The organism is Nocardioides antri (assembly GCF_008373765.1).
Taxonomy (GTDB): Bacteria; Actinomycetota; Actinomycetes; order Propionibacteriales; family Nocardioidaceae; genus Nocardioides; species Nocardioides antri.
In genome coordinates this window covers 51,564-75,820 of the sequence record NZ_VUJW01000006.1, presented here as the reverse complement: position 1 = coordinate 75,820, position 24,257 = coordinate 51,564, and the positions used below count along the sequence as shown (strand labels likewise).

The 24,257-nt window shown below is 72.0% G+C and carries 21 protein-coding genes; 12 read left to right on the top strand and 9 right to left on the bottom strand.

Going from position 1 to position 24,257, the window contains the following annotated elements; all coding sequences use genetic code 11:
* Window positions 1-5 precede the first annotated feature (5 nt).
* The 5 genes from yidC (at window position 6) to F0U47_RS12395 (ending at window position 4,484) form a co-directional block, all read left to right on the top strand.
* Entirely contained in the window at window positions 6-995 is a 990-nt protein-coding gene (gene yidC / locus F0U47_RS12415) for a membrane protein insertase YidC (RefSeq protein ID WP_246159602.1), read from the top strand.
* Window positions 992-1,534: a Jag family protein gene (locus tag F0U47_RS12410; protein ID WP_438362064.1), complete on the top strand. Its 543-nt coding sequence runs from the start codon at window positions 992-994 to the stop codon at window positions 1,532-1,534. Before yidC ends, F0U47_RS12410 begins: the two co-directional genes overlap by 4 nt.
* Before the next feature lie 15 nt (window positions 1,535-1,549).
* The gene (gene rsmG, locus F0U47_RS12405) at window positions 1,550-2,332 is read left to right on the top strand and encodes a 16S rRNA (guanine(527)-N(7))-methyltransferase RsmG (protein ID WP_246159588.1); all 783 of its coding nucleotides are present in this window, start codon (window positions 1,550-1,552) and stop codon (window positions 2,330-2,332) included.
* Window positions 2,333-2,457: 125 nt separating this feature from the next.
* Window positions 2,458-3,492, top strand: a complete 1,035-nt coding sequence (locus F0U47_RS12400; protein ID WP_281290989.1) for a ParA family protein — start codon at window positions 2,458-2,460, stop codon at window positions 3,490-3,492.
* A complete protein-coding gene (locus F0U47_RS12395) occupies window positions 3,489-4,484 on the top strand; it encodes a ParB/RepB/Spo0J family partition protein (RefSeq protein WP_149750793.1) in 996 nt (331 codons plus the stop codon). The genes F0U47_RS12400 and F0U47_RS12395 overlap by 4 nt, the downstream gene beginning before the upstream one ends.
* A 159-nt stretch (window positions 4,485-4,643) precedes the next feature.
* Here F0U47_RS12395 and F0U47_RS12390 read toward each other — a convergent pair whose 3' ends face one another.
* A complete protein-coding gene (locus F0U47_RS12390; protein ID WP_149750792.1) occupies window positions 4,644-5,858 on the bottom strand; it encodes a pyridoxal phosphate-dependent aminotransferase in 1,215 nt (404 codons plus the stop codon).
* Window positions 5,859-5,938: 80 nt separating this feature from the next.
* Here F0U47_RS12390 and F0U47_RS12385 point away from each other — a divergent pair, with 80 nt between their 5' ends.
* Window positions 5,939-6,592 carry a GNAT family N-acetyltransferase gene (locus F0U47_RS12385; protein WP_149750791.1) on the top strand — a complete coding sequence of 218 codons (654 nt, stop codon included), beginning with the start codon at window positions 5,939-5,941 and terminating at the stop codon, window positions 6,590-6,592.
* A 72-nt stretch (window positions 6,593-6,664) separates the two neighbouring features.
* Here the strand turns inward: F0U47_RS12385 and trxA are convergent, their stop codons facing one another.
* The 7 genes from trxA to F0U47_RS12350 all read right to left on the bottom strand — a co-directional run bounded on the left by trxA (window position 6,665) and on the right by F0U47_RS12350 (window position 15,662).
* Window positions 6,665-6,991: a thioredoxin gene (gene trxA, locus F0U47_RS12380; RefSeq protein ID WP_149750790.1), complete on the bottom strand. Its 327-nt coding sequence runs from the start codon at window positions 6,989-6,991 to the stop codon at window positions 6,665-6,667.
* Window positions 6,992-7,083: 92 nt separating this feature from the next.
* Window positions 7,084-8,109 carry a thioredoxin-disulfide reductase gene (trxB, locus tag F0U47_RS12375; protein WP_149750789.1) on the bottom strand — a complete coding sequence of 342 codons (1,026 nt, stop codon included), beginning with the start codon at window positions 8,107-8,109 and terminating at the stop codon, window positions 7,084-7,086.
* Between the two features lie 113 nt (window positions 8,110-8,222).
* A complete protein-coding gene (locus F0U47_RS12370) occupies window positions 8,223-8,978 on the bottom strand; it encodes a hypothetical protein (protein ID WP_149750788.1) in 756 nt (251 codons plus the stop codon).
* Between the two features lie 51 nt (window positions 8,979-9,029).
* A complete protein-coding gene (gene sigM / locus F0U47_RS12365; RefSeq protein WP_149750787.1) occupies window positions 9,030-9,728 on the bottom strand; it encodes an RNA polymerase sigma factor SigM in 699 nt (232 codons plus the stop codon).
* Window positions 9,718-11,658, bottom strand: a complete 1,941-nt coding sequence (locus F0U47_RS21190) for a protein kinase family protein (RefSeq protein ID WP_188111323.1) — start codon at window positions 11,656-11,658, stop codon at window positions 9,718-9,720. Before F0U47_RS21190 ends, sigM begins: the two co-directional genes overlap by 11 nt.
* Before the next feature lie 105 nt (window positions 11,659-11,763).
* Entirely contained in the window at window positions 11,764-13,431 is a 1,668-nt protein-coding gene (murJ, locus tag F0U47_RS12355) for a murein biosynthesis integral membrane protein MurJ (protein WP_246159587.1), read from the bottom strand.
* On the bottom strand, window positions 13,428-15,662 hold the full coding sequence (locus F0U47_RS12350) for a DUF6049 family protein (protein ID WP_149750786.1): 2,235 nt from the start codon (window positions 15,660-15,662) through the stop codon (window positions 13,428-13,430). The genes murJ and F0U47_RS12350 overlap by 4 nt, the downstream gene beginning before the upstream one ends.
* Before the next feature lie 612 nt (window positions 15,663-16,274).
* On the opposite strand from F0U47_RS12350, the gene F0U47_RS12345 reads away from it, so the two are divergent.
* The 3 genes from F0U47_RS12345 to F0U47_RS12335 all read left to right on the top strand — a co-directional run bounded on the left by F0U47_RS12345 (window position 16,275) and on the right by F0U47_RS12335 (window position 18,998).
* On the top strand, window positions 16,275-17,735 hold the full coding sequence (locus F0U47_RS12345) for a CCA tRNA nucleotidyltransferase (RefSeq protein WP_188111322.1): 1,461 nt from the start codon (window positions 16,275-16,277) through the stop codon (window positions 17,733-17,735).
* Between the two features lie 81 nt (window positions 17,736-17,816).
* Window positions 17,817-18,470 (top strand): HNH endonuclease family protein, encoded by a 654-nt coding sequence (locus F0U47_RS12340; RefSeq protein ID WP_149750785.1) that lies wholly within the window; start codon window positions 17,817-17,819, stop codon window positions 18,468-18,470.
* A gap of 63 nt (window positions 18,471-18,533) precedes the next feature.
* Window positions 18,534-18,998 carry an SRPBCC family protein gene (locus F0U47_RS12335; RefSeq protein ID WP_149750784.1) on the top strand — a complete coding sequence of 155 codons (465 nt, stop codon included), beginning with the start codon at window positions 18,534-18,536 and terminating at the stop codon, window positions 18,996-18,998.
* A gap of 3 nt (window positions 18,999-19,001) precedes the next feature.
* Here the strand turns inward: F0U47_RS12335 and F0U47_RS12330 are convergent, their stop codons facing one another.
* Window positions 19,002-20,162, bottom strand: coding sequence for an ROK family protein (locus tag F0U47_RS12330; RefSeq protein WP_149750783.1), 1,161 nt, complete (start codon window positions 20,160-20,162; stop codon window positions 19,002-19,004).
* 77 nt (window positions 20,163-20,239) lie between these two features.
* On the opposite strand from F0U47_RS12330, the gene zwf reads away from it, so the two are divergent.
* From zwf to eda, 3 genes are read left to right on the top strand one after another with little or no spacing between them, the layout of a single operon-like run.
* Entirely contained in the window at window positions 20,240-21,730 is a 1,491-nt protein-coding gene (zwf, locus tag F0U47_RS12325) for a glucose-6-phosphate dehydrogenase (protein ID WP_149750782.1), read from the top strand.
* Window positions 21,727-23,592 (top strand): phosphogluconate dehydratase, encoded by a 1,866-nt coding sequence (edd, locus tag F0U47_RS12320; protein ID WP_149750781.1) that lies wholly within the window; start codon window positions 21,727-21,729, stop codon window positions 23,590-23,592. Before zwf ends, edd begins: the two co-directional genes overlap by 4 nt.
* Window positions 23,582-24,211, top strand: a complete 630-nt coding sequence (gene eda, locus F0U47_RS12315; RefSeq protein ID WP_281290988.1) for a bifunctional 4-hydroxy-2-oxoglutarate aldolase/2-dehydro-3-deoxy-phosphogluconate aldolase — start codon at window positions 23,582-23,584, stop codon at window positions 24,209-24,211. The genes edd and eda overlap by 11 nt, the downstream gene beginning before the upstream one ends.
* The last annotated feature ends 46 nt before the right edge of the window (window positions 24,212-24,257 follow it).

Genomic DNA, 24,257 nt, shown 5'->3' with positions numbered 1-24,257 from the left:
TCATCATGGTGCCGCTGTACTACGCGATCTCGGCAGTGCTGATCGGCTGGCACAAGCTCTTCACGATCATGGGGCTCGACCCCGAGGGCGGACTCTCGTGGACCTTGTCGATCATCGGCCTCACCGTCGTGATCCGGGCCGCGCTGATCCCGCTCTTCGTGAAGCAGATCAAGTCCAGCCGCAACATGCAGCTGATCCAGCCGAAGGTGCGGGAGCTGCAGAAGAAGTACGGCCACGACCGGCAGAAGCTGGCCGAGGAGACGATGAAGCTCTACAAGGAGGCGGGCACCAACCCGTTCGCGTCATGCCTCCCGATCCTGCTGCAGATGCCGATCTTCTTCGCCCTGTTCCGGCTGCTCGACCAGGCCGCCAAGCACAACAAGGCCCACGGGTTCCTCACCGAGAAGCTCGCCGAGCAGTTCGGTGAGTCCGAGCTGTTCGGCTCGATCGGCCTCGCGAAGTCGTTCTGGGGTGCGACGCCCTGGGGCGAGGGTGCGGACAGCGGCGCCGTGGTGGCCGTCGCGGCGGTCCTGGTGCTGGCGATGACCGCGACCACCTTCATCACCCAGCGGCAGCTGATGGCCAAGAACATGCCGGCCGACGCGCTGACCGGCCCCTATGCCCAGCAGCAGAAGATGCTGCTCTACATCCTTCCGGTGGCGTTCGGCCTCGGTGGCGTCGCGTTCCCGATCGGCGTCCTCCTTTACTGGACCACGTCGAACCTGTGGACCATGGGTCAGCAGTTCTACGTCATCCGCAACAACCCCGCTCCGGGCACGCCGGCGTTCAAGGCGAAGCAGGAGCGCGACAAGGCGAAGGCGGCCAAGCACCCCGAGAAGTACGCGGCGTACGAGCCCGTGCCGGAGGGCGACGAGGTCATCGAGCCGGACCGTCGTCCCGTGCAGCGGGTGCAGCCGAAGCGGCAGACCCGCGCACAGCGCAAGTCCGGCAAGCCGGGCAGTGGATCCAACCCCAATCAGGGAGGCAACAAGTGAGCACCGAGACCGACGTGGACGCGACGGAGAACGAGACCGCCGAGACCGAGGAGATCCAGCCCGCCGGCGACCAGGACCTCGTCGCCCGGCTCGAGCGTGAGGGCGACATCGCGGCCGACTACCTCGAGGAGCTCCTCGACATCGCCGACCTCGACGGCGACCTGGACATGGACGTGGAGGCCGACCGGGCCGCGGTGTCGATCGTCGGCGCCGACCTCGCCCAGCTCGTGGGACCTGACGGCAAGGTGCTCGAGGCGCTGCAGGAGCTCACCAGGCTGGCCGTCTACCGGGAGACCGGCGAGCGGTCGCGGCTGATGCTCGACATCTCCGGGTTCCGCGCGGACAAGCGCTCGCGGCTGACGAAGGTCGGCGAGGAGGCTGCCGCGGAGGCGAAGGCCTCCGGTGAGCCTGTGCGGCTCGAGCCGATGACGCCGTTCGAGCGGAAGATCGTCCACGACGCCGTGGCTGCTGCGGGCATGCTCTCGGAGTCCGAGGGCGTCGAGCCGCGGCGGTACGTCGTGGTGCTGCCCGCCGACTGAGCGGGAGCGTTTCACGTGAAACATCCCGCCGGCGACGCCGGCGACGCAGGGCCCGTGCCACCCGTGGCGCGGGCCCTGTTCCCTGCTGACCGCCTGGAGCTGGTCGAGCGGTACGGGCAGCTGCTTGCCACCGACGGCGTGGTGCGGGGCCTCATCGGCCCCCGGGAGGTCCCTCGGCTGTGGGACCGCCACGTGGTGAACTGTGCGCTGCTCGCCACTGCACTCCCCCGCGAAGCGACGGTCGCGGACATCGGTTCCGGCGCCGGTCTCCCGGGCCTCGTGATCGCCCTGGCCCGTCCGGACGTCCGAGTGACGCTCGTCGAGCCGTTGCTCCGGAGGACGACGTTCCTCGAGGAGGTGGTCGTGTCCCTCGGTCTGGGCAACGTGGTCGTCCGCCGGGATCGAGCGGAGGCCCTGCACGGCAACCAGACGTTCGACGTCGTCACCGCGCGCGCCGTCGCGCCCCTCGAGCGTCTGCTGCGGTGGTGCATGCCCCTGGTCGCGCCGGCGGGTGCGCTGCTGGCGATGAAGGGCGAGTCGGCCGAGGAGGAGGTCGCGACCGCGAGCGCGGTGCTCCGCACGCTCGGCTGTGCCGTTCCGACGATCGAGGTCCTCACGATCCCGGCAACACCGCCTGGCGACACCTCCTCCCCCGGCGCTGACGGGACTCCAGAGACCCGGGTCGTACGGGTTACGTGGAGCGATCCGGCACGAGTATCGTTGCCGACTTCCGGGGGTCGCGGCGGTTCTCGGGCCGGTCAACGCCGGACGCCGCGGACGAAGAGGAGACGCACGTGACGGATCCAGAGCGCGGGCGTCAGCCCGTCGCCGGAGAGACCCGCCCGGAGTTTTCCACCGACTCAGCGGCCGCTGCTGAGCCTGAGATTCCACAGTCCGCCCCTAGTTATCCACAGGAGGCCCCGGTGTCGGGTGAGCCGACCGAGCACACGTACGACCCCGCCCCGACCGATGTTTCACGTGAAACGACGGACCCCGATGTTTCACGTGAAACGGGATTCGCCGTCCGGACCGCAGCTGACCTGGCGGCGTACGACCCCGACATCGACACCCACCAGACGCCGCTCGCTGCCGCTGCCCAGCAGTCGGTGATGATGCGGCAGGGAATCCAGCGCCAGCCGGTGCCGCGACCCGCGGCGACCCGGGTGTTCGTCGTCGCGAACCAGAAGGGCGGCGTCGGCAAGACGACGTCCACGGTCAACCTGGCGGCCGCTCTGTCCGAACTGGGCCAGCGAGTCCTCGTGGTCGACCTCGACCCGCAGGGCAACGCTTCCACCGCGCTCAACATCGAGCACCGGCAGGGCACGCCGGGGACCTACGAGGTCCTCGTCGAGGGCGCCGACCTGGCCGGTGTCGTCCAGTCCTGCCCGGACTGCGAGGGCCTGGACGTCGTGCCGGCCACGATCGACCTGGCGGGTGCCGAGATCGAGCTCGTGAGCGTCGTGGCGCGCGAGGGCCGGCTCAAGAAGGCCATCCTGGCGCACCCGAAGGTGGGCACCGCCGCGGACGCCGGCGACCAGCGTTACGACTACGTCCTGATCGACTGCCCCCCGTCGCTCGGGCTGCTGACCCTCAACGCCCTGGTGGCCGGTGCGGAGATGCTGATCCCGATCCAGGCGGAGTACTACGCGCTCGAGGGCCTGGGCCAGCTGCTCGCGACCGTGGACATGGTCCGGGCCCACCTCAACCCGGACCTGGCGGTCTCGACCATCGTGCTCACCATGTACGACGCCCGGACCCGTCTCGCCGCGGGTGTCGCCCAGGAGGTGCGGGAGCACTTCGGCGACCAGGTCCTCAAGACCGCCATCCCGCGCTCGGTCCGGGTCTCGGAGGCCCCGTCGTACGGTCAGACGGTGATGACCTACGATCCGGGCTCACCGGGCGCGTTGAGCTATCTGGAGGCCGCTCGGGAGATCGCGACCCGAGGGAGCCTGAGTTGAGCAGCAACACCCCCCGCCGGGGCCTCGGCCGTGGCCTCGGCTCGCTGATCCCCACCGCCCCGCCCGCCGACACCACTCCCCCGACGACGACCCTGACGGCGACGTCCGAGGCGCAGACAGCGGTCGCGGGGGGCGCGGAGGCGCCCTCAGAGCCCGCCGGACCGGAGCTGGTCGCGGTCGACGGCGCCTACTTCACCGAGCTCGACCCCACGGCGATCCAGCCGAACCGGGTCCAGCCGCGGCAGGTCTTCGACGAGGAGGCGATGGCCGAGCTCGTCCACAGCGTCCGCGAGATCGGCCTCCTGCAGCCGATCGTCGTGCGGGAGCTCGAGCCCGGCTCCTTCGAGCTGATCATGGGCGAGCGCCGGTGGCGCGCCGCCCAGCAGGCCGGCCTCGAGAAGATCCCGGCTATCGTGCGGCAGACCGAGGACTCCGCCATGCTGCGCGACGCGCTGCTGGAGAACCTCCACCGCTCCCAGCTCAACCCGCTGGAGGAGGCTGCGGCGTACTCCCAGCTCCTCGAGGACTTCGGCTGCACGCACGACGAGCTCGCCCAGCGGATCGGCCGGTCCCGCCCGCAGATCAGCAACACCCTGCGGCTGCTGAAGCTCAGCCCGGCCGTGCAGCGCCGCGTCGCCGCCGGCGTCCTGTCGGCCGGCCACGCCCGGGCCCTGCTCGCGGTGGCCGACGCCGACATCCAGGACCGGCTCGCGCAACGGGTCATCGCCGAGGGCATCAGCGTCCGCGGCCTCGAGGAGATCGTCGCCGTCGGCGAAACCGGTACGACGACGCAGCGCAACGTCCGCTCGAAGCCGTTCGCGCCCGGCCTGGTCGAGCTGTCCGACCGCCTCGCCGACCGGTTCGAGACCCGGGTGAAGATCGACCTCGGCAAGAGCAAGGGCAAGATCACGGTCGAGTTCGCGACCCTCGAGGACCTCCGCCGGATCGTCGACATCATGGACCCGCGGAACCGGAACGACCGCCCGATCTGAGTCCGCCCTCGGGGGTCTTCGAGGGCCAGCGCCGGCGCGCCTCGCACCTCAAGAACCGAGGAAAGCGGCTCTGACCTGCGCAAACGCTGATTGTCGACAAAGCGACATGGCGACACGTCGACTTGTCACCACGTCGACAAGGAGCCAGCGCCGTGGAGATCAGCGGCGGGTGGCGAGGAACTCCGCGATCCGGCCGATGGCCTCTTCGAGGACGTCGACGTCGGGCAGGGTGACCAGCCGGAAGTGGTCGGGCCTCGGCCAGTTGAACCCGGAGCCATGGGTGACCAGGATCTTCTTCGCGCGGAGGAGCTCGATCACGAACTGCTCGTCGTCCTCGATCGGGTAGACCTCCGGGTCGAGCCGCGGGAAGCAGTAGAGCGCGCCCTGCGGCCGGACCGAGCTGACGCCGGGGATCTCGTTGAGCAGCCGGTGCGCCAGCATGCTCTGCTCGTAGAAGCGACCGCCGGGGACGATGAGCTCGTTGATCGACTGGTAGCCGCCGAGCGCGGTCTGGATGGCGTGCTGGGCCGGGACGTTGGCGCACATCCGCATGTTGGCGATCAGGGTGAGGCCCTCGAGGAACTCCTCGGCGATCTCCTTGGGCCCGGAGATCATCACCCAGCCGGCGCGGTAGCCGCAGACCCGGTAGGCCTTCGAGAGGCCGCTGAAGGTCAGGCAGAGAACGTCGTGGCCGGCGGCCGCGGCTGCGTGGTGGTGCACTGCGTCGTCGAACAGGATCTTCTCGTAGATCTCGTCGGCGAAGACGACCAGCTGGTGGCGACGGGCGATGTCGACCAGCGCCTCCACCATCTGCCGGCTGTAGACGGCACCAGTGGGGTTGTTGGGGTTGATGATGACCAAGGCGTGCGTGTTCTCGGTGATCTTGGACTCGATGTCCTCGAGATCCGGCATCCAGCCGTTGTCCTCGTCGCACAGGTAGTGCACGGGCGTGCCGCCCGACAGCGTCACCGCCCCGGTCCAGAGCGGGTAGTCGGGGGCGGGCACCAGGATCTCGTTGCCGTCGTCGACGAACGCCTGGAGCACCATCGAGATCAGCTCGGAGACGCCGTTGCCGATGAAGACGTCCTCGACCTCGGTCTCGCGCAGTCCGCGGGCCTGGTAGTACTGCGCCACTGCCGTGCGCGCGGAGTAGATGCCCTGGGAGTCGCTGTAGCCCTGCGACTCCGGCAGGTGGTGCATGACGTCGGCGAGGATCGCCTCCGGTGCCTCGAAGCCGAACGGCGCCGGGTTGCCGATGTTCAGCTTGAGGATGCGGTGCCCCTCGGCCTCGAGACGCTGGGCCTCGACGAGGATGGGACCGCGCACGTCGTACCGGACGTTGCGGAGCTTCTGGCTCTGGCGGATCTTGCGCACCACAGCATCCTCTCAGCCCGGGTTCCGCTCGCGCAGGGCGATATCGGCTCGTGGCGCCGTAGGCTGTTCTCGGAGGCGCCATGGCCCGCACGACTGTCCCGTTCACGCTCGACCACCTCGATGCGCTCGATGAGCTCGGGGTGCCGTGCCGCAGCTGTCTGTTCTGGGAGCTGGACCCGGTCCGGCGCGGCCGCCTCGGCGACGCCGTGACCCGTGCGGAGGTCAAGGAGTCGTGGATGTCGGAGGTGCTCCGCGAGTGGGGCTCCTGCGGGCGGGTGGCGATCATCGACGGCACGCCCGTCGGCTACCTGACCTACGCGCCGCCGTCGTACGTCCCGGGCGCAGCGCAGTTCCCGACCGCACCGGCGTCACCGGACGCGGTGCTGCTGACGACGGCATTCGTCGCCGACGGGTACGACGGCGCCGGGATCGGCCGGCTGCTGGTGCAGGGCATGGCCCGTGACCTGGTCGGCCGGGGCGGGATCAGGGCCGTCGAGGCGTTCGCCCACGGCGGCAACCGGCTCACCGCCGAGAGCGGGTGCCTGCTGCCGGCGGAGTTCCTCGCCCGGGTGGGGTTCAAGACCCACCGACCGCACCCGCGGACGCCGCGGATGCGGATGGAGCTGCGCTCCCTGGTGTCCTGGCGCGACGAGGTCGAGGCGGCCATCGAGCGGCTGGTCGGCGTCGTGCAGCCACGCAAGCGGCCGACCCCCGCCCACCGCGACCTGAACTGAAGGTGCCGCGCCGCTGAAAAAGCCACGACGCCCGCCCCCGGAGGGACGGGCGCCGGGTCTCGGCCATAAGGGTCAGGCGATGAACTCAGAGAGCTCGTTGAGGATCGCCGACTTCGGGCGGGCACCGACGATCGTCTTCACGATCTCGCCGCCCTGGTAGACGTTGATGGTCGGGATGCTGGTGATCCGGTACGACGCCGGGACGACCGGGTTCTCGTCGACGTTCATCTTGTAGAACGTGACCTTGTCGCCGTGGGTGGAGGCGATCTCGTCGAGGATCGGCGCGACCTGGCGGCACGGGCCGCACCACTCGGCCCAGAAGTCCACCAGCACTGGCTTGTCGGACTTGAGGACCTGCGTGTCGAACTCGGCGTCGGTCACGGCTGCGATGTTGCCCACGGTTCTTTCCCTTCGGCGGAGCGGTTGTGTTGCGGAGTACGTGAAGTGTCCAGGTTGAACACAGGGTGGTGGGGGGTTGTTCCCGCCCCGGTCTAGACCGGCTGGCCGACGCTGCTGGCGACCTCGGCCTCGGTGTCCTCGGGCGATCCGGCCGACGACGCGGCGTGGTCGAGCATCGCCAGGTAGCGCTCGGCGTCGAGCGCGGCGGCGCAGCCGGTGCCGGCCGCGGTGATCGCCTGCCGGTAGTGGTGGTCGACCAGGTCGCCGGCCGCGAAGACGCCCGGGAGGTTCGTCGCCGTGCTCGGCTGCTTGACCAGGACGTAGCCGTTCTCGTCGAGGTCGACCTGGCCCTTGAGCAGCTCCGACCGGGGCTCGTGGCCGATCGCGATGAACAGGCCGGTCGCGGCGAGGTCGCGGGTCTCACCGGTCACCGTGTCGCGCAGCGTGATCGACTCCAGCGAGTCGGTGCCGTTGATCGCGGCGACCTCGGCGTTCCACACCACGTCGAGCTTCGGGTCGGCGAACGCCCGCTCCTGCATGATCTTCGAGGCGCGCAGCGAGTCGCGGCGGTGGATCAGCGAGACCTTGCTGCCGAACCGGGTGAGGAACGTCGCCTCCTCGACCGCCGAGTCACCACCGCCGATGACGGCGATGTGCTGCTCGCGGAAGAAGAACCCGTCGCACGTGGCGCAGTAGGACACCCCACGCCCGGCGAGGGTCTCCTCCTCCGGCAGCCCGAGCTTGCGGTAGCCCGACCCGGTCGCGAGGATCACCGACCGCGCGGTGTAGGTGTCGGTCGCGGTCTTGACGATCTTGATGTCGCCGGTGAGGTCGACCTCGACGACGTCGTCGGCGACCAGCTCGGCGCCGAACCGCTCGGCCTGCGCCTTCATCTCGTCCATCAGTGCCGGGCCCATGATGCCGTCACGGAAGCCGGGGAAGTTCTCGACCTCGGTGGTGTTCATCAGCGCGCCACCAGCCGTCACCGAGCCCTCGAAGACCAGCGGGGCCAGCTGGGCACGGGCGGCGTAGATCGCGGCGGTGTAGCCGGACGGCCCAGAGCCGATCACGATGACGTTGCGCGGCGCGGTGGCCTGGGTCGGCTGGGTGTCGGACATGGTGAGGGACCTCATCGCTGTGGGTTCGCGTGCCTGTCAGGCCTATCGGGGATGCAACCCCGATGGTAGGGGGCGACATTCCCTCGCGGACCGCCGCGACCCCGATCGCGGTATCAGTCCGCGACGGGCAGCGTCGTCGACCGGAGCACGTCGCCGGTGCCGCACTGCAGCACGTCGACGACCTGGGAGTCGCCCATCGGCGAGTGGAACGCGACGTATGCGGGCGCGCCGTCGTACCGCACGCCGACGACGACGGCGTTCGCGACCGGCGCGGTGTCGCAGGTGAATCCCGAAGGGACGTACGTCGGGCTCCTGGTGTAGTCCTCCGACCGCGGGTCCGGGAGGAACTGGTCGCGGAGTCCGGCGAGGTCGCGGACCAGGCGCCGCGAGTGGACGCCGAGGGGGTCGCTGGTCACGGTGAGCTCGGGGGTCTGGTCGGTGGCCGCGGTGTCGGTGGGGTCGACCCGGTTCGGCTCCTCCGCGTCCTCCGCGTCCGCCTCGGCCTCGTACGCGGCTGTGCCGCGGTCGACGCCCGTGTCGGCCGAGGTGGAGTTCGGCACCCGCCGGTCGTCGTCGTCGAAGAACGTGCCGACGGCCAGCCCGACCACGGCGACTGCCGCGGCGGCCCCGAGCACCGCGACGACGCGGTGGCGGCGGGTCCGCACCAGTGGCCGCACGTTGGACTCGTAGCCGCTGTCCAGCGCGTGCGTCCGCTCGGCGGCCAGGCCCGCGATCGCCTCGTCCAGCCGGGTGGCGACCGGCGCCGGCATCGGGTCGGTCTCCCGCGCGTCCGACAGGAGCGCCCGGATCCGCGCCTCGTCCGCCGGGGCGAGGGTATCGAGCTGCTCGTCGGGCTCGTCGGTGGTCATCGGGGTCCTTGCTGCGCTGCGGAGGGGGCTGCTGAGGGGGCTACGGAGGGGTCAGACGGGGTCGGCTGCGGGATCGCCGGGTGGCCCACGTCGGGACATGGATCCGACGTCCGGCGTGGCACGAGGGTTCCCGGACTCGGGTGTGGGGTCGGTCTCGTCGTCGGCGTCGAGCAGCGGGCGCAGGAGTACGGCGAGCCGGGCCCGTCCGCGCGAGCAGCGGCTCTTCACGGTGCCGACCGCGCAGTCGAGGATCTCGGCCGCCTCGGAGACGGGGTACCCCTCCATGTCGACGAGGACCAGGGCGGCCCGCTGCTCGACGGGAAGCTGCCGGAGCGCCGCCAGGACCTGGGTCCGGCGCTCGCTGCGGAGGCCGTGCTCGGCCGGGTCGAGGTGCTCGTCGGACTCGTCGTTGGCCGTGACCACGGAGCCGCGGCCGCCGTCGTCGAGGTCGTCGGGCAGCGCGTCGGCGCGGCGTACCTTCGCCGCCCGCAGCCGGTCGAGGCACGCGTTGACGACGACCCGGTGCAGCCAGGTCGTCACCGCGGCATCGCCGCGGAAGCTGCCGGCGCGCCGGAACGCCGCCACCAGGCCGTCCTGGAGGCCGTCGGCAGCGGTCTCGGCATCGCCTGTGGTGCGCAGCGCCACCGCCCACAGCCGGTCCCGGTGCCGGGCGAAGAGCAGACCGAAGGCGTCGGGATCGCCCGCGACGTGGGCAGCGAGCAGATCCGCGTCGCTCCGATCAGCGTCCACGCACCACCACCTCCGAGAGCCCTGCCCGGAAGCCGTCCGGTACCGCCGGAAGCGAAGTGAACCACACCAGGACGTAGCGACCGGTGACGGCCGAGCGCGGACCGTCCGGCGACTCCGGCTCGAGGGTGACCGACGTGCCGGACGATCCCTCGGAAGCGAGGGGCTCGCCGGCGGGGGGCTCCGTGGGTGTCTCGTCGCTCACGTAGAGCTCGACGTCGCTCGGCGAGGCGTCGAGGGTGAGGTCGACGGAGGCGACCTCGCGGACCACGCCCAGGTCGACGTAGAGGCCGACGCCGGACTTGAGGGCGGGCGCCGCCGGGCCGAGCTGGTCGTCGTACGTCGACGTCGACCACGCCGTGGCAGGGTCGCCGTCGACCGCCAGCGAGGCGGCGGAGCCGTTCTCGTCGCCGTCGGTGCCGAGCGGGTCGAACGCGCTGGCGACCACGCCGACCAACGGGCTCGCGGTGGGCTCGGGGGGCGTCTCCAGCGAGGGGCTCGGCGTCGACTCGTCGCGCTCGGCCCCGAGCGGGGTCCGGCCGCGGCCCAGGTTGAACGCCACCACGACGGCCAGCAGCAGGGCGAGCGCGGCGGCGATCACCATGGCGAGGCGTAGCCAGCTGCGACCGGGCACCGCCTCGTGCTCAGCCGTCGCGTCGTCCGGGCCGGGGCCACCGTTCCCCGGCTCCCACGGCCAGAAGCCGGCGGCCGCGAAGGACGTGTCGGTGCCGTTCGACGACGGCGGCACGTCGGTGCGGGGACGGCGTACGGGCGCGCCCTCGGGAGGGTCGGGTGCGAACAACGGCCGCACCGGGGGCTCGTCGAACGGCGGGGGTGGCGGGGGCGGGGTGCTGCGCGCGCGGAGCCACGAGACCTCGTCGGCCTCGTCGTCGAAGACCGGCATGCCTGCCTCGGTCGGGAGGTCGACGATGTCGGCGACGGAGGGGATCGGCGGCTCGTCGGGTACGGCGTCGTCCTGCGGGTCGGGCTCCGGATCGACCTCCGGGGCGGCCTCCTCCACGGCAGGCGGCACCTGCGCCGGCACGAAGTCGTGCGGCATCATCTCCGGCACCTGCGGCAGCACGACCGGCCGGACCTCGTTGATCGGCGGGATCGAGTCGGCCAGCGCCTGGCCCAGCCCCTCGGCCCCCTCGGCACCGCCGAGGAACTCCAGCAGCCGGTCGCGGACCGCGGAGGCGGTGGAGACGTCGACCTCCTGGTGGCCGTGCCAGAGCCGCCGGTGATGACCGGACTCCGACAGCTCGCACCACAGGTGGTCGAGCGGCCGGGGCACGCCCGCCCGCACCCGCCGGGGCGACAGCACCGCGTCGTGCTCGTGGGGGGCGGCGGGGACGATCGACGCGGACGGCCCGGGCCAGGTCGCGGTGAGCGCGCAGTAGAGCAGACCGCCGATGTCCTGCCGGTCCTGGTCGAGCCGACCTGACGGCAGGCCGTGGAGCGCCGCGTCGACGCACAGGCCGATCAGGCGGACGGCGCCGAGCCGGTCGATGAGCACGTTCTCGGGGTTGAGCCGGCCGTGGGCGACGCCACGGGAGTGGGCGGTCGCGATCGCCCCGGCGACCTCGGCCGCCAGCCAGGCCGAGCGGCGCGGGCCGAGCGGGCCGCCGTGCGTGACCAGGATGTCGAGGGACGTGCCGGTGCCCCACTCGTTGACGACGAAGCAGCGCCCGTCGCGCATCTCCGCGTCGAGCACCCGCAGGATCCGCGCGTCGAGCACGGTGGCCGACTCCCGGGCGGCCGCCAGCAGGCCCGGCGCCCGAGGATCGTCCTCCGGGATGACGTGCAGGGCGACGAACCGCTCGAGGACGCGGTCGTGGGCACGCCAGAACCGCCCGCCGCCGCTCTCGGTCAACAGGTCGATCAACCGGTAGCGGCCGGCCAGCACTTCGCCTGGCCGCGTCGACGTCGTCAACGCCCAGTCCTTCTCACTCGGGACAGTCCTTGCTTGCTCGAGGCGTCCTGCTGTTTCCATCGTAGGGCGCGCGCTCCCGCCCTGCGGGGGATTGGGGAGCGGGCGTCAGCCGCGGCGTACCCGCGCGGCCACGGTGTCCATCACCGAGGTCACCTCGCGCAGCTGCAGGACGCGCGCGAGCAGCACGAGCACGGCCAGCGCGACGGCGCCCATGGCCGCGGCCTCGACCGCCGCCCACCACCAGCCGCCGGCCCCAGGCGCCTGGTCGAAGAGCTCCTCCAGGCCCAGTCCGACGAGCCAGGCCGCCCCGGCGCCGACGGCACCCGCGACCACCAGGCGGAGGGCGAACCCGGCCAGCGAGCCGACGGGCACGTCACCGAGGCGCCGCGCCAGCAGGCCGAAGGACAGCACCGAGCCGACGGCGTACGCGCCGGTGTAGGCGAGGACCAGCATCGGCGCGGTGAGCTCCTCGTCGACCATCCCCACGAGCACGATGGCGAGCGCGATGTTGACCGAGGCGATCACGCACTGGATGAGGAAGACGGTGCGGTTCTGCTCGAGCGCGTAGAACCCGCGCAGGGTCAGGTAGTGCAGCGTGAAGAACACGAGCCCGGCGCCGAACAGCGCGAGCGTCGACTCGAAGCGCGGGTAGCTCTCGGCGGTCGCGCCGTGGCCCCACAGGACCTGGGCCACCTCGATCGCGATGAACGGCATCAGCAGGGCGAACGGCACGGCGACGACGAGCGCCGTACGGATGGTGCTGACGAGGGTCCGCGCCAGGGCCGCTCTGTCGTCGGCCGCGGCGTACGCCGAGAGACGCGGCAGGATCGCGGTCGCGAGGGACACCGTGATGATCGAGTGCGGCACCATCGTGACCAGCTGGGCCGAGGAGTAGATCGTGATGCCGGTGCCGTCGGCCTCGGCGGCGGTGCCGCCGGACGCGAGCCGGACGACGACGACGTACGCCGCCTGGTTGACGACGACGAACAGCACCGTCCAGACGGCGAGTCGCATCGTGTGGCCGAGACCGACGCCGCGGAAGTCGAAGCGCGGCCGCAGCCGCACCCCGGCGGCGCGGAGGTAGGGCACCAGGATCAGGAGCTGCGCGGCGATGCCGAGCGTCGACCCGATGCCCAGCCACGCCTCCTGCGACGGGGTGAACGCGCCGAACTGCTCGGTCTCGGAGGCCGCGCCGAACCAGAGCAGGTAGACGACCAGCACGCCGATGGCGATCACGTTGTTGGCGATCGGCGCCCACATCATCGGGCCGAACCGGCCCCGGGCGTTGAGGATCTGCCCGACCAGGACGAACATCCCGTAGAAGAACACCTGCGGCAGGCAGTAGCGCGCGAAGTCGATCGCCGACTGCTTCTGCGCGGCCAGCTCCGGGTCGCCGAACCTGCTGTCGAGCAGCAGCGTCATCACCCACGGTGCCGCGACGACCAGCAGGATCGTCACCGCGCCGAGGAAGAGGACGGCCAGGGTGACGACGCGGTCGACGTACGCCGTGCCGCCGTCGGGGTCGTTCTTCATGGCCCGCACCAGCTGCGGCACGAGCACGGCGTTGAACACGCCTCCCGCGAGAAGGATGTAGAGCATGTTCGGGACCGTGTTGGCGATCGTGAACAGGTCCGCGTGCAGGCCCACGCCGAGGGCCGCGACGAGCAGGGTCGAGCGGATGAAGCCGCTGAACCGCGAGACGACCGTGCCCGCGGCCATCACCGCACTGTTCGCGAGGATGCCGCGCTCTTCGCTCGTGGCGTCCTCGGTCACGCCATGCCTTCGGTGGTCGCGGTCCCTGAGCTTGTCGAAGGGGTCGACGCCCGGCGGTGGCGGCGGATGCGTCGGAACAGCCGGAGCCCGATCGCGACGAAGAGGATGCCGACGCCGCTGCCGATGATCACCCAGATCACCTCGCTGACCTGGCCGGACCGGATCGGAACCTCCGCCGAGGATCCCAGCGGGGTGCCGTCGACGTCGGTCACCGACAGGGTCACGTTGTGCACGCCCGTGCGGCGGGCGTGAGCAGGCAGGGCCAGGGTCGTCCGGCTGTCGGCGGCGAGCACCACCGGGTCGCCGACGTCGACGCTCACCCGGTCGTCCTCGCTCTCCGCGACCAGGTGGACCGTGACCGGGCGGTCGAGGTTGTTGGTCACCGTGACCGCGAAGGTGCCGTCGGCGCCCGACAGCGTGACGCCCGGCGGGCCCTCGATCACCACCGACCTCAGCCGGCGGTCGATCCAGGTCCGCGAGCGGGAGAGCCGGTCCGCGGTGACGGTCGGCTCCGTGCGGAAGTGGTACGACGCTCCGGTGAGCGCCTCGTCACGCACGTCCGACGCCGTCCGCTCGGCCTCGGTCAGCAGGTTCTGGAGCGTGGCACCGGAGTCGATCAGCCGCTCCGCCTCGTAGAAGACGGTCGAGTCGAGCTCGGCGGTCTCCTGGTCCTCGGGGTAGCTCAGCGCATCGGGCTCGACGGGCGTCCGCGGCCGGTCGGTCGCGTCGGCGAGCGTCGTCAGGTTGAGCCAGCTCGCGTCGAGGCCGGACCAGAACGCCGCCGCGCCGGCGCTGTCGATCGTGCGCGGCACCATCACCACGAGCGGGTGCCGCGGCCCCTGGCCGATCAGGCGCAGCGCGGCCTCGGAGAGCACCCGCTGCCGGAACGAGACCGGCGACAGCCGCGGCTCCGGGCCGGGACCGCCCGTCGCGGCGCCGTACGACGTCGCGACGATCGCGTGGTCGTCGTACTCACCGACCACGGGGGCGCCGCGCCGGAACTCCGGCGCCTCGAACATCCGGTCCGTCACGAGCAGGGTGCTGTCGTCGTCGATCGACGGGATCCCGGACGGGTCGAGGTAGCCGCCCGGTGACGCGACCACCGGCTCCGTCTCGGTCTCCCACGAGCTCAGCACGTCGCCGGCCCGCTCGCGAGACAGCGGGTAGAGGGCCGGCATCCACTCCGGGGTGGCCGACATGTCGATGTCGCCGTACGGCAGGGCCAGGACCTCCTCGCCCCGCAGCGCGACCTCGACCGAGTCGAGCCACTCCCCGGACGCCTCCGCCACCGGGTCGTTCTCCTGGGTCTCGTCCTCCTCGGCCTCCGCCTTGGCGCCCTCGGCCGGGCTCTCGCTCTCGCCGTCGCCGTCCTCGTCGGCGTCGGACGGTTCGGGACCGAGGTCGCGCGGCGGGTTCCCGCGGCGCAGCCGGCGTACGGCGTCCAGCACGGCCGGGTCGACCAGCCACGACACCGACTGGCCGAACGCCGCCGACCCGAAGGCCAGCGGTCCACCCAGCTCGCCGATCGGCTCGTAGGCGTCGAGCCACTCCTGCGGCCGCGCGAGCGCGCCGTTCTGCCGGTGCTGGACCCGGAAGCGCAGCGGCACGACGACCGCGGTGTCGACCTGCCCGCGGATCCCGTCGCGACCGCGGGGGACGTAGGGCAGGAAGGTGCGCGCCCGGCCGTCCGCGAACTCGTCGTCCGGCTTGCTCTCGCTCGCGCCCAGCGCGTGCACACCGAACCAGTAGATGCCCGGCGAGGTCACCGGCAGCAGTCTCCGTGGAATCCGGATGGAGTACGTCGCCACCTCGCCCGGCGCCAGCGAGTCGATCTGGGCGCTGACGTCGACGATCCGGTTGCCGACCAGCGCATCGGGGTCGGTCTCCGCCGCGGCGACCAGCTCCGCGGCGGTCGTGATCGGCGGCGGGCACGCCGGGCAGTCGCCGGCGTTGATGAACGGGTAGAGGGCGACCCCGGTCCAGGTCTCGACGTCGCGGTTGATCACGCTCCCGGTCACGACCACCGGCCCGCGGTCGGGCACCTCGCCCGGCGTCAGGTCGTCGATCGTGACCAGCAACGGAGCGTCGTACGTCGCCGGGACGGTGTCGCTCAGGTGGTCGCGCGCCGGGTCCGGCACCGCCGCGGTCGCGGGCGCGCTGGTCATCAGTCCCGCCGCCAGCGTCGCCACCACCCCCACGGAAGCGCGCAGGACGAGAGGGCGGAGGACCACGCACCGAGGGTAGTGCGACCGCCTGTGCGAGAGAGGGAGGGGCGCTGTGGGCGCTGCGCTGGGCTGATGTTGGCTGCGCCGTTTCGTGTGTGTCGGCACTGTGGGCCGTGCCTGCGCTGGGAGGGCGTGACCCTCCCCGCTCCGGCCCGACCCCCAGGTCCGCGCCGCCCGCGGCTCCGGCATTCGGGGTGGGTGGGAAACCTTTCGTGCTCAGGCAAGTGCCGTGGGAGAGGGGACCCGACCCCGTAGCCGGTCGGCTCTGGGTGATCGACCGGCCCCGAGACCCATCCCCCTATCAGAGAAGCCGGAGCCGCGTGGGTCTCGCGCGTCGACTGCAGGCGGTGCCGGGAGGTCGCCGCGGGGCAATCGGGGTGCCGCCGGCGAAGCGGCCCATCAACTCTGTCTCAGCCCATCAGAACTCGGTTCGCCCCTGGCAGGTCGCACCCGGCCCCATGCGAGGGGGCCGGCGGCGGGGTCCCCGCTCTTGTCCCGCGGCGNNCCTCCCGGCACCGCCCCCACCCACGCGCGACACACACGACCGGCGCAGCCAGGAACAGCCCAGCGCAGCGCCTCCCCGGGCCCGCCGGGACCGGCACTCGTAGACTCCGGCCCGTGTCCGAGCCCCATCTGCCGTCGCCAGAGCCGATCCGGTTGGTCGACGTGCAGGAAGCGGTCACGGCGGAGCTCGAGCGGATCGGGCCGGTGATCGACGAGCTCGGGGTGCTGTTCGCCGAGGCCGGGCACGAGCTGGCGCTGGTCGGGGGGCCGGTGCGGGACGCGATGCTGGGGCGGCACTCCAACGACCTCGACTTCACGACGTCAGCACGGCCGGAGCAGACCGACAAGATCCTGCGTGGCTGGGGCGACGCGTGGTGGGACATGGGCCGCGACTTCGGCACGATCGGGTGCCGCAAGGGCGACTGGGTGGTCGAGGTGACGACGTACCGCTCGGAGGCCTACGACCCGAGCTCGCGCAAGCCCGAGGTGAAGTACGGCGACACGCTGGCCGGCGACCTGGGCCGCCGCGACTTCACGGTCAACGCGATGGCGGTGCGGTTGCCGGGCCGGCTGATCGACGACCCGTTCGGCGGCGTGGTCGACCTGGCCAACAAGGTGCTCCGGACGCCCGGCCGGCCGGAGGACTCGTTCTCCGACGACCCGTTGCGGATGATGCGTGCGGCGCGGTTCGCCGCTCAGCTGGGGTTCGCGGTGGACGAGCCGGTGGTCGCCGCGATGACGGGGATGGCCGAGCGGATCACGATCGTCTCGGCCGAGCGGGTGCGCGACGAGCTGCTGAAGCTGGTGTGCGCGCCGTACCCGCGGCTGGGCCTGACCCTGCTCGTCGACACCGGGCTCGCCGACCACGTGCTGCCCGAGCTCCCGCGACTCCGGCTCGAGCGCGACGAGCACCACCGGCACAAGGACGTCTATGAGCACACGCTGACGGTGCTCGAGCAGGCCATCGACCTCGAGGACCGGCTCGGCGGGCGGCCCGACTTCGTCTCGCGGTTCGCCGCGCTCATGCACGATGTCGGCAAGCCCAAGACCCGGCGGTTCCTCGACGACGGCACCGTGACGTTCCACCACCACGACGTGGTCGGCGCCAAGATCACCCGCAAGCGGATGCAGGCCCTGCGCTTCTCCGGCGACCAGATCGACGCCGTCAGCCACCTGGTGGAGCTGCACCTGCGGTTCCACGGCTACGGCTCGGGCGAGTGGACCGACTCCGCGGTGCGCCGATATGTGCGGGACGCCGGCGACCAGCTCGACCGGCTGCACGTGCTCACCCGCGCCGACTGCACGACCCGCAACAAGCGCAAGGCCGACCGGCTCCGACGTACCTACGACGAGCTGGAGGCCCGCATCGAGCGGCTGTCCGAGGAGGAGGAGCTGGCGTCGATCCGGCCCGACCTCGACGGCAACCAGATCATGGAGGTCCTCGGCATCGCGCCGGGCCGCGAGGTCGGGGAGGCCTACAAGTTCCTGCTCGAGCTGCGGCTCGACAACGGCCCGATGTCCGAGGACGACGCGAAGGCGGCACTCCGCGAGTGGTGGGCCGCGCGTGAACACTGACGGAAATCGCCCGCCTGGCTGACGCGCAACACCGGCTCTCGGTGGCAGCATCGACCGCACACGCCGTCACCGGAGGCCGCCATGAAGAAGCTCTCCTCGCTCGCCCTGCTCACCGGGGTGCTCACGTCCCTCCTCGTCGGGGTCGGCCCGGCGCCCACGGCTCAGGCCGCGGGGGAGACGTACTCCGCGCCGCTGGTCACCGCGATCAACAACCTGCCGGTCGCGGCCGAGGTCCGGACCGGCTACAGCCGCGACCAGTTCAAGCACTGGGTCGACGCCGACGGCGACGGGTGCAACACGAGATACGAGGTGCTCGACATCGAGTCCGAGACGGCGGTGACCTGCAGCAACCTGTCGGGCGGCCGCTGGTTCTCCTACTACGACCGGGTCTCGTGGACCGATCCCGGCCGGATCGACATCGACCACATGGTCGCCCTCGCCGAGGCCTGGGACTCCGGTGCCCGCAACTGGACCGCCGCCCAGCGCGAGGCCTACGCCAACGACCTCGGCGACTACCGCTCACTGGTCGGCGTCACCGACACCGTCAACCAGGCGAAGGGCGACCAGGACATCGCCGAGTGGCTGCCGACGTACGACAAGTGCCGCTACCTGCGGGAGTTCGTCGCGGTCAAGATCCGGTGGCGGCTGACGGTCAACAGCGGTGAGAAGAGCGCGATGCAGAACCTCGCTGCCGGCTGCAGCGACGTGACGATCACCGTGACGCGCGCCATCTGAGGGCCCAGGTGTTGCCTACCACAGTCGGATGACTGCGACGCCGCGTCGCCCTAGGGTCGCGGCATGACGGTGACCGAGGCGAAGACGCTCGAAGCGACGATCGACATGGCAGCGACCCCGGAGGAGATCTGGGCGCTGGTGTCCGACCTCCCGCGGATGGCCGCGTGGAGCCCCCAGGTGGTCAAGACGATCCAGCGCGGCCCCGGCGGCCTGGGCACGAAGACGCTCAACATCAACCGCAGCGGCTGGAAGGTCTGGCCGACGCGGTCGAAGGTGATCCGGTTCGAGCCGCCGCGCGAGCTCGCGTTCCGGGTCAAGGACAACTTCACGGTCTGGTCCTACACGCTGGAGCCGCTGGCGGCCGGCGGCACCCGCGTCGTCGTACGACGCGAGGCGCCGGACGGGCTGGCGCCCATGTCGGCGAAGCTCCAGGGTGTGGTGATGGGCGGGCTCGACCGGTTCGACGAGGAGATCCTCGCCGGCATGAACAAGACCCTCGAGCGGCTCAAGGCCGAGGTCGAGTCCTGACGGTCAGCGCGCGGCGCGCTTGTCGAGCAGTGCTTGCACGGAGGCGGGGCTGAGCACCTGGTCCAGCGCCATCGCGGCGCACCCGACGACGCCGGCGCGGTCGCCGAAGGTCGACGGCAGGATCCGCAGCTCGCGGGTCGCGATGGCGGACGCCCGGGCGTAGACGCTCTCGCGGACGCCGGCCGCGTAGACGTCGAACGCGGCGGCCATGTCACCGCCGATCACGACCGCCTGCGGGTTCAGCAGGTTGATGGCGACGGCCAGGGGCTCCCCGAGCCGGCGCCCGCTCTCGCGGAGCAGGTGCTTGGCCTCGGGGTCGCCGGCGACGGCCATCGCCGTCAGCTCCCGGACGTGCTGGATCGGCCGGCCGGCCTCGACGACCTGCTTCACGAGGGACCAGCCGCCGGCGACGGTCTCGAGGCAGCCCCGGTCGCCGCACCGGCAGGGCAGGCCGTCGGCGAGCTCGACCTTCGTGTGGCCGATCTCGCCGGCGGCGCCGAGGTGCCCGGACACGACGCGCCCCTCGGCGATGATGCCGAGGCCGAGCCCGGTCGACGCCTTGACCACGATCAGGTCGTCGTACACGGCGGCATGGCCCATCCGCTCCGAGCGGGCGAGCACGTCGGCGTCGTTGCCAACATAGGTCGGCACCCCACCGAGGTCGGCGAAGTACGGCGTCAGGTCGACTCCGGCCCAGGCGGCGAGCACGGGCGAGTCGACGCTCACTCCCCGGTCGGTGTCGACCGCGCCCGGGAGGCTCACTCCGACACCGAGCAGGGGTCGCCCGATGGCGTCGAGGAGTCCCTGCAGCCGCTCCGTCACGGCCGGCATGACCACGTCGGGGCCGGCGCCGAGCTCGTGGTCGAAGGACGTCGCGTCGAGCTCGTCACCGGCGAGGTCGAAGACGGCGAGCTGGGAGCGGGAGCGCCCGATCGCGGCGGCCAGCACGACGCCGGCGTCCTTGTTGAAGACCAGGCTCCCCGGCCGGCGGCCGCCCGTCGACTCGAGCTCGTGGCCGAGCAGCAGCAGGCCTGCCCCGGCCAGGGCGTCCACCCGGTTCACGACCGCGGTGCGGGAGAGACCGGTCACCCGGCGCAGCTCGGAACGGGTGCGCGCGCGCCCGGAGCGCACCAACTCCAGCAGATGTCCGGCACTGTCCGACACACGCTCACCCTACTTTGGTATGTAGCAGACAAAAGTTTGTATTGCGAAGGACATCCTTCGGTCCTTCGGTGGAGCCCATGCTTCCGCCCCCCGCAGAGCACCTAGCCGACCTGCCCGAGTGCGACATCGTCGTCTTCGGCGGCACCGGAGACCTCGCGCTCCGCAAGCTGCTGCCCGCGCTCTACCACCGCGAGCTCGAGCACCAGCTGCCCGCGGCGACCCGGATCATCGGCGTCTCCCGCTCCGACCTCGACGACGTCGCCTACCGCAGCCTCGTGGCGGAGGCTGCGGCCGAGCACGTCGACGAGATCGACCCGGACGCGTTCGGGCGGCTCCTCGAGCGGCTCCACCACCTGACCCTCGACGCGACCCAGCCCGATGAATGGCACCTGCTGCACGCCGTGCTCAAGGAGCAGCAGTCGCCGGAGGCCGTCCGGGTGTTCTACCTCGCCGTGTCGCCGAAGCTCTTCGGCCCGATCTGCCGCCGCCTCGGCGAGATCGGAGCGGTCGAGGAGACCTCCCGGGTCGTGCTCGAGAAGCCGATCGGCGACGACCTCGAGTCCGCCCGGTCGATCAACGCGGTGGTGGGCGAGGTGTTCGCCGAGCAGCAGATCTTCCGGATCGACCACTTCCTCGGCAAGGAGAGCGTCCAGAACCTGCTGGTGACCCGGTTCGCCAACACCTTCCTCGAGCCGCTCTGGAACTCCCGCTGGGTCGACCACGTGCAGATCACCGTCGCCGAGACGCTGGGGGTGGGCGACCGTGGTGAGTACTACGACCAGTCCGGAGCGCTCCGCGACATGGTCCAGAACCACCTGCTCCAGCTGTTGTGCCTGGTGGCGATGGAGCCGCCGACGTACGTCGGCAGGGAGACCGTCCGCGACGAGAAGCTGAAGGTGCTCCAGGCGCTCAAGCCGATGACGCCCGAGGACGTCGACCGCGACACCGTGCGGGGGCGGTACGGCGAGGGCGTCGTGGCGGGGAGCGTCGTGCCGTCGTACACCGAGGACATCGGCCGTCCCCACAGCGCCACCGAGACGTTCGTGGCGATCAAGGCCGAGGTGCAGAACTGGCGCTGGGCCGGCGTGCCGTTCTACCTGCGCACGGGCAAGCGGATGGACCGCAAGATCTCCGAGATCGTGGTGGTGTTCAAGGAGCCGCCGCACGCGATGTTCCCGCACAGCCAGGGGGTGAACGCGCCGAACCGGCTGCACATCCGGGTCCAGCCCGACGAGGGCATGCACCTGCACCTGACCGCGAAGGAGCCGGGGCCCGGCGGCATCCGGTTGCGGCCGGTGTCGCTCGACCTCAGCTACGCCACGGCGTTCGGCAGCCGCTCTCCCGACGCCTACGAGCGGCTGCTCATGGACGTCATGCGCGGCAACCCGACCCTGTTCATGCGCCGCGACGAGGTGGAGGCCTCGTGGGCGTGGACGGAGCCGATCCTCCAGCGGTGGGCGGTGACCCCCCAGCGGCCGCGGCGCTACGCCGCCGGCACCAGCGGGCCCACCGCCGCGACCACGCTGATCGAACGGGACGGCCGCGCCTGGCAGGAGGAGGACGAATGAGGCCCCACCCTGTCATCGCTGACGTCACCGCGCGGATCGTCGAGCGGAGCGGGCCGGGACGTGAGGAGTACCTCGTCCGGATCCGCGCCGCCGCCGTCCGCGGCCCGGCGCGCGGCCGGCTCGGCTGCGCCAACCTCGCCCACGGGTTCGCCGCGGCCGAGGGCGCGGAGAAGGAGTCGCTGCGCCGGGGCGGCAAGCCGAACCTGGCGATCGTCACCAGCTACAACGACATGCTCTCCGCGCACCAGCCGTACGGCGACTACCCGCCGGTCCTCAAGGACGCGGTGATCCGCGCCGGGGGGATCGCGCAGGTGGCGGGCGGCGTGCCGGCCATGTGCGACGGCATCACGCAGGGCCGCGACGGCATGCAGCTCTCGCTCTTCAGCCGCGACGTGATCGCGATGTCGACCGCGATCGCGCTGAGCCACGACATGTTCGACGGCGCGGTGATGCTCGGGGTGTGCGACAAGATCGTGCCGGGGCTGCTCATCGGCGCCCTGTCGTTCGGTCACCTGCCGACGGTCTTCGTCCCCGCCGGGCCGATGGCCTCCGGCCTCCCGAACGGCGAGAAGGCGAAGGTCCGCCAGCTCCACGCCGAGGGGAAGGTCGGGCGCGAGGAGCTGCTCGCGGCGGAGGCGGCGTCGTACCACTCCCGCGGGACGTGCACGTTCTACGGCACGGCCAACTCCAACCAGCTGCTGATGGAGGTCCTCGGCCTCCACCTGCCGGGCTCGTCGTTCGTCAACCCGGGCACGCCCCTCCGGGAGGCGCTCACCCGCGCCGCGGCGGCGCGGGCCGTCGCGATCACCGAGCACGGCGGCGAGTCGACACCGATCGGCGAGCTCGTCGACGAGAAGGCGGTCGTCAACGCCTGCGTGGCGCTGCTCGCCAGTGGCGGCTCGACCAACCACACGATGCACCTGGTGGCGATCGCGCGCGCCGCGGGGATCACGCTGACCTGGGACGACCTCGCCGACCTGTCGGCGGTGGTGCCGCTGCTCGCCCGGATCTACCCCAACGGCTCGGCCGACGTGAACCACTTCCACGCCGCCGGCGGAGTGGGGTTCCTGGTCCGTACCCTGCTCGGGTCCGGCCTGCTCCACGATGACGTGCGGACGATCGCCGGCCCGGGCCTCGGGCGCTACACCGCCGAGCCCCGGCTGCGGGACGGCGAGCTCATCTGGGCGGACGGCCCGGCGGCCCCGCTCGACCCCACGGTGCTCCGCCCGGCGACGGACCCCTTCGCTGCCGACGGAGGCCTCAAGGTCCTCCACGGGCCGCTCGGCACCGGCGTGATGAAGGTGTCGGCGGTGCGGCCCGAGCACCGGGTGGTGAGCGCGCCGGCCCAGGTCTTCGACGACCAGGCCGACTTCCTGGCAGCGTTCCAGGAAGGCCGGCTCGACGGCCGGGACCTGGTCGCGGTCCTCCGGTTCCAGGGGCCTGCCGCCAACGGCATGCCCGAGCTGCACAAGCTCACGCCGGCGCTCGGCGTGCTGCAGGACCGCGGGCAGCGAGTGGCGCTGGTGACCGACGGGCGGATGTCCGGGGCGTCCGGCAAGGTGCCGGCCGCCATCCACGTCACCCCGGAGGCCGCCCTCGGCGGGCCGCTCGCCCGGGTACGTGACGGCGACCTGATCACCGTCGACGCCGATCGCGGCGTGCTCGGGGTCGTGGACGCGGACGCGCTGCGCGGACGGGAGCCCGCCGACGTCGCGAGCGCGTCGTCGGCGTGGGCCGGCACCGGACGGGAGCTCTTCGGGGCGTTCCGGGCGTCCGTCGGACCGGCCGACGCGGGCGCGAGCGTCTTCCCGTCGTACGGCGTGGCCGCCGCACCTGTCCGGGAGGCCAGCCGTGTCCGGTGACCTGCTCGACTCCGTCACAGGGGTGCCCGTCATGCCGGTCGTCGTGCTCGAGCGCCTCGAGCACGCGGTGCCGGTCGCGAAGGCCCTGGTCGCCGGGGGACTCCCCGCGATCGAGCTGACCCTCCGCACCGACGTGGCGCTCGACGCCATCCGCGCCATCGCCGACGAGGTGCCCGAGATCCTCGTCGGTGCCGGGACGATCGTCCGTCCCGAGCAGGCCGCGCAGGCCGTGGCGGCGGGCGCGCGGTTCCTCGTGTCGCCGGGCGCCACGCCCGCCCTGCTGGCGGCGATGGCCGACACGGGGCTGCCGTTCCTCCCGGGGACGGCCACCGTGTCGGAGGTGCTGACCGTCCTGGAGGCGGGGTTCACCGAGATGAAGTTCTTCCCGGCCGAGGCGGCCGGCGGTGCGGCGTACCTCCGGTCGATCAGCGCCCCGGTGCCGGACGCGCGGTTCTGCCCGACCGGGGGGATCACGCCCGCGACGGCACCGGACTACCTCGCCCTGCCCAACGTCGGGTGCGTCGGCGGCTCGTGGCTCACCCCGCCCGACGCCCTCGCTGCCGGTGACTACGAGCGGATCGCCGACCTGGCCCGCGCGGCCGCGGCCTTCCGGGCCTAGAGCGACGATAGGGCCGGCCCCACCGGGGCCGGCCCTATCGTCGTGC

Bases quoted from the DNA above. Each gene is read 5' to 3' on its own strand.
- yidC (WP_246159602.1), top strand. From the start codon at position 6: ATGGTGCCGCTGTACTACGCGATCTCGGCAGTGCTGATCGGCTGGCAC.
- F0U47_RS12385 (WP_149750791.1), top strand. From the start codon at position 5,939: ATGGCCCGCACGACTGTCCCGTTCACGCTCGACCACCTCGATGCGCTC.
- trxB (WP_149750789.1), bottom strand. From the start codon at position 8,109: ATGTCCGACACCCAGCCGACCCAGGCCACCGCGCCGCGCAACGTCATC.
- F0U47_RS12370 (WP_149750788.1), bottom strand. From the start codon at position 8,978: ATGACCACCGACGAGCCCGACGAGCAGCTCGATACCCTCGCCCCGGCG.
- F0U47_RS12340 (WP_149750785.1), top strand. From the start codon at position 17,817: ATGAAGAAGCTCTCCTCGCTCGCCCTGCTCACCGGGGTGCTCACGTCC.
- F0U47_RS12335 (WP_149750784.1), top strand. From the start codon at position 18,534: ATGACGGTGACCGAGGCGAAGACGCTCGAAGCGACGATCGACATGGCA.
- zwf (WP_149750782.1), top strand. From the start codon at position 20,240: ATGCTTCCGCCCCCCGCAGAGCACCTAGCCGACCTGCCCGAGTGCGAC.
- edd (WP_149750781.1), top strand. From the start codon at position 21,727: ATGAGGCCCCACCCTGTCATCGCTGACGTCACCGCGCGGATCGTCGAG.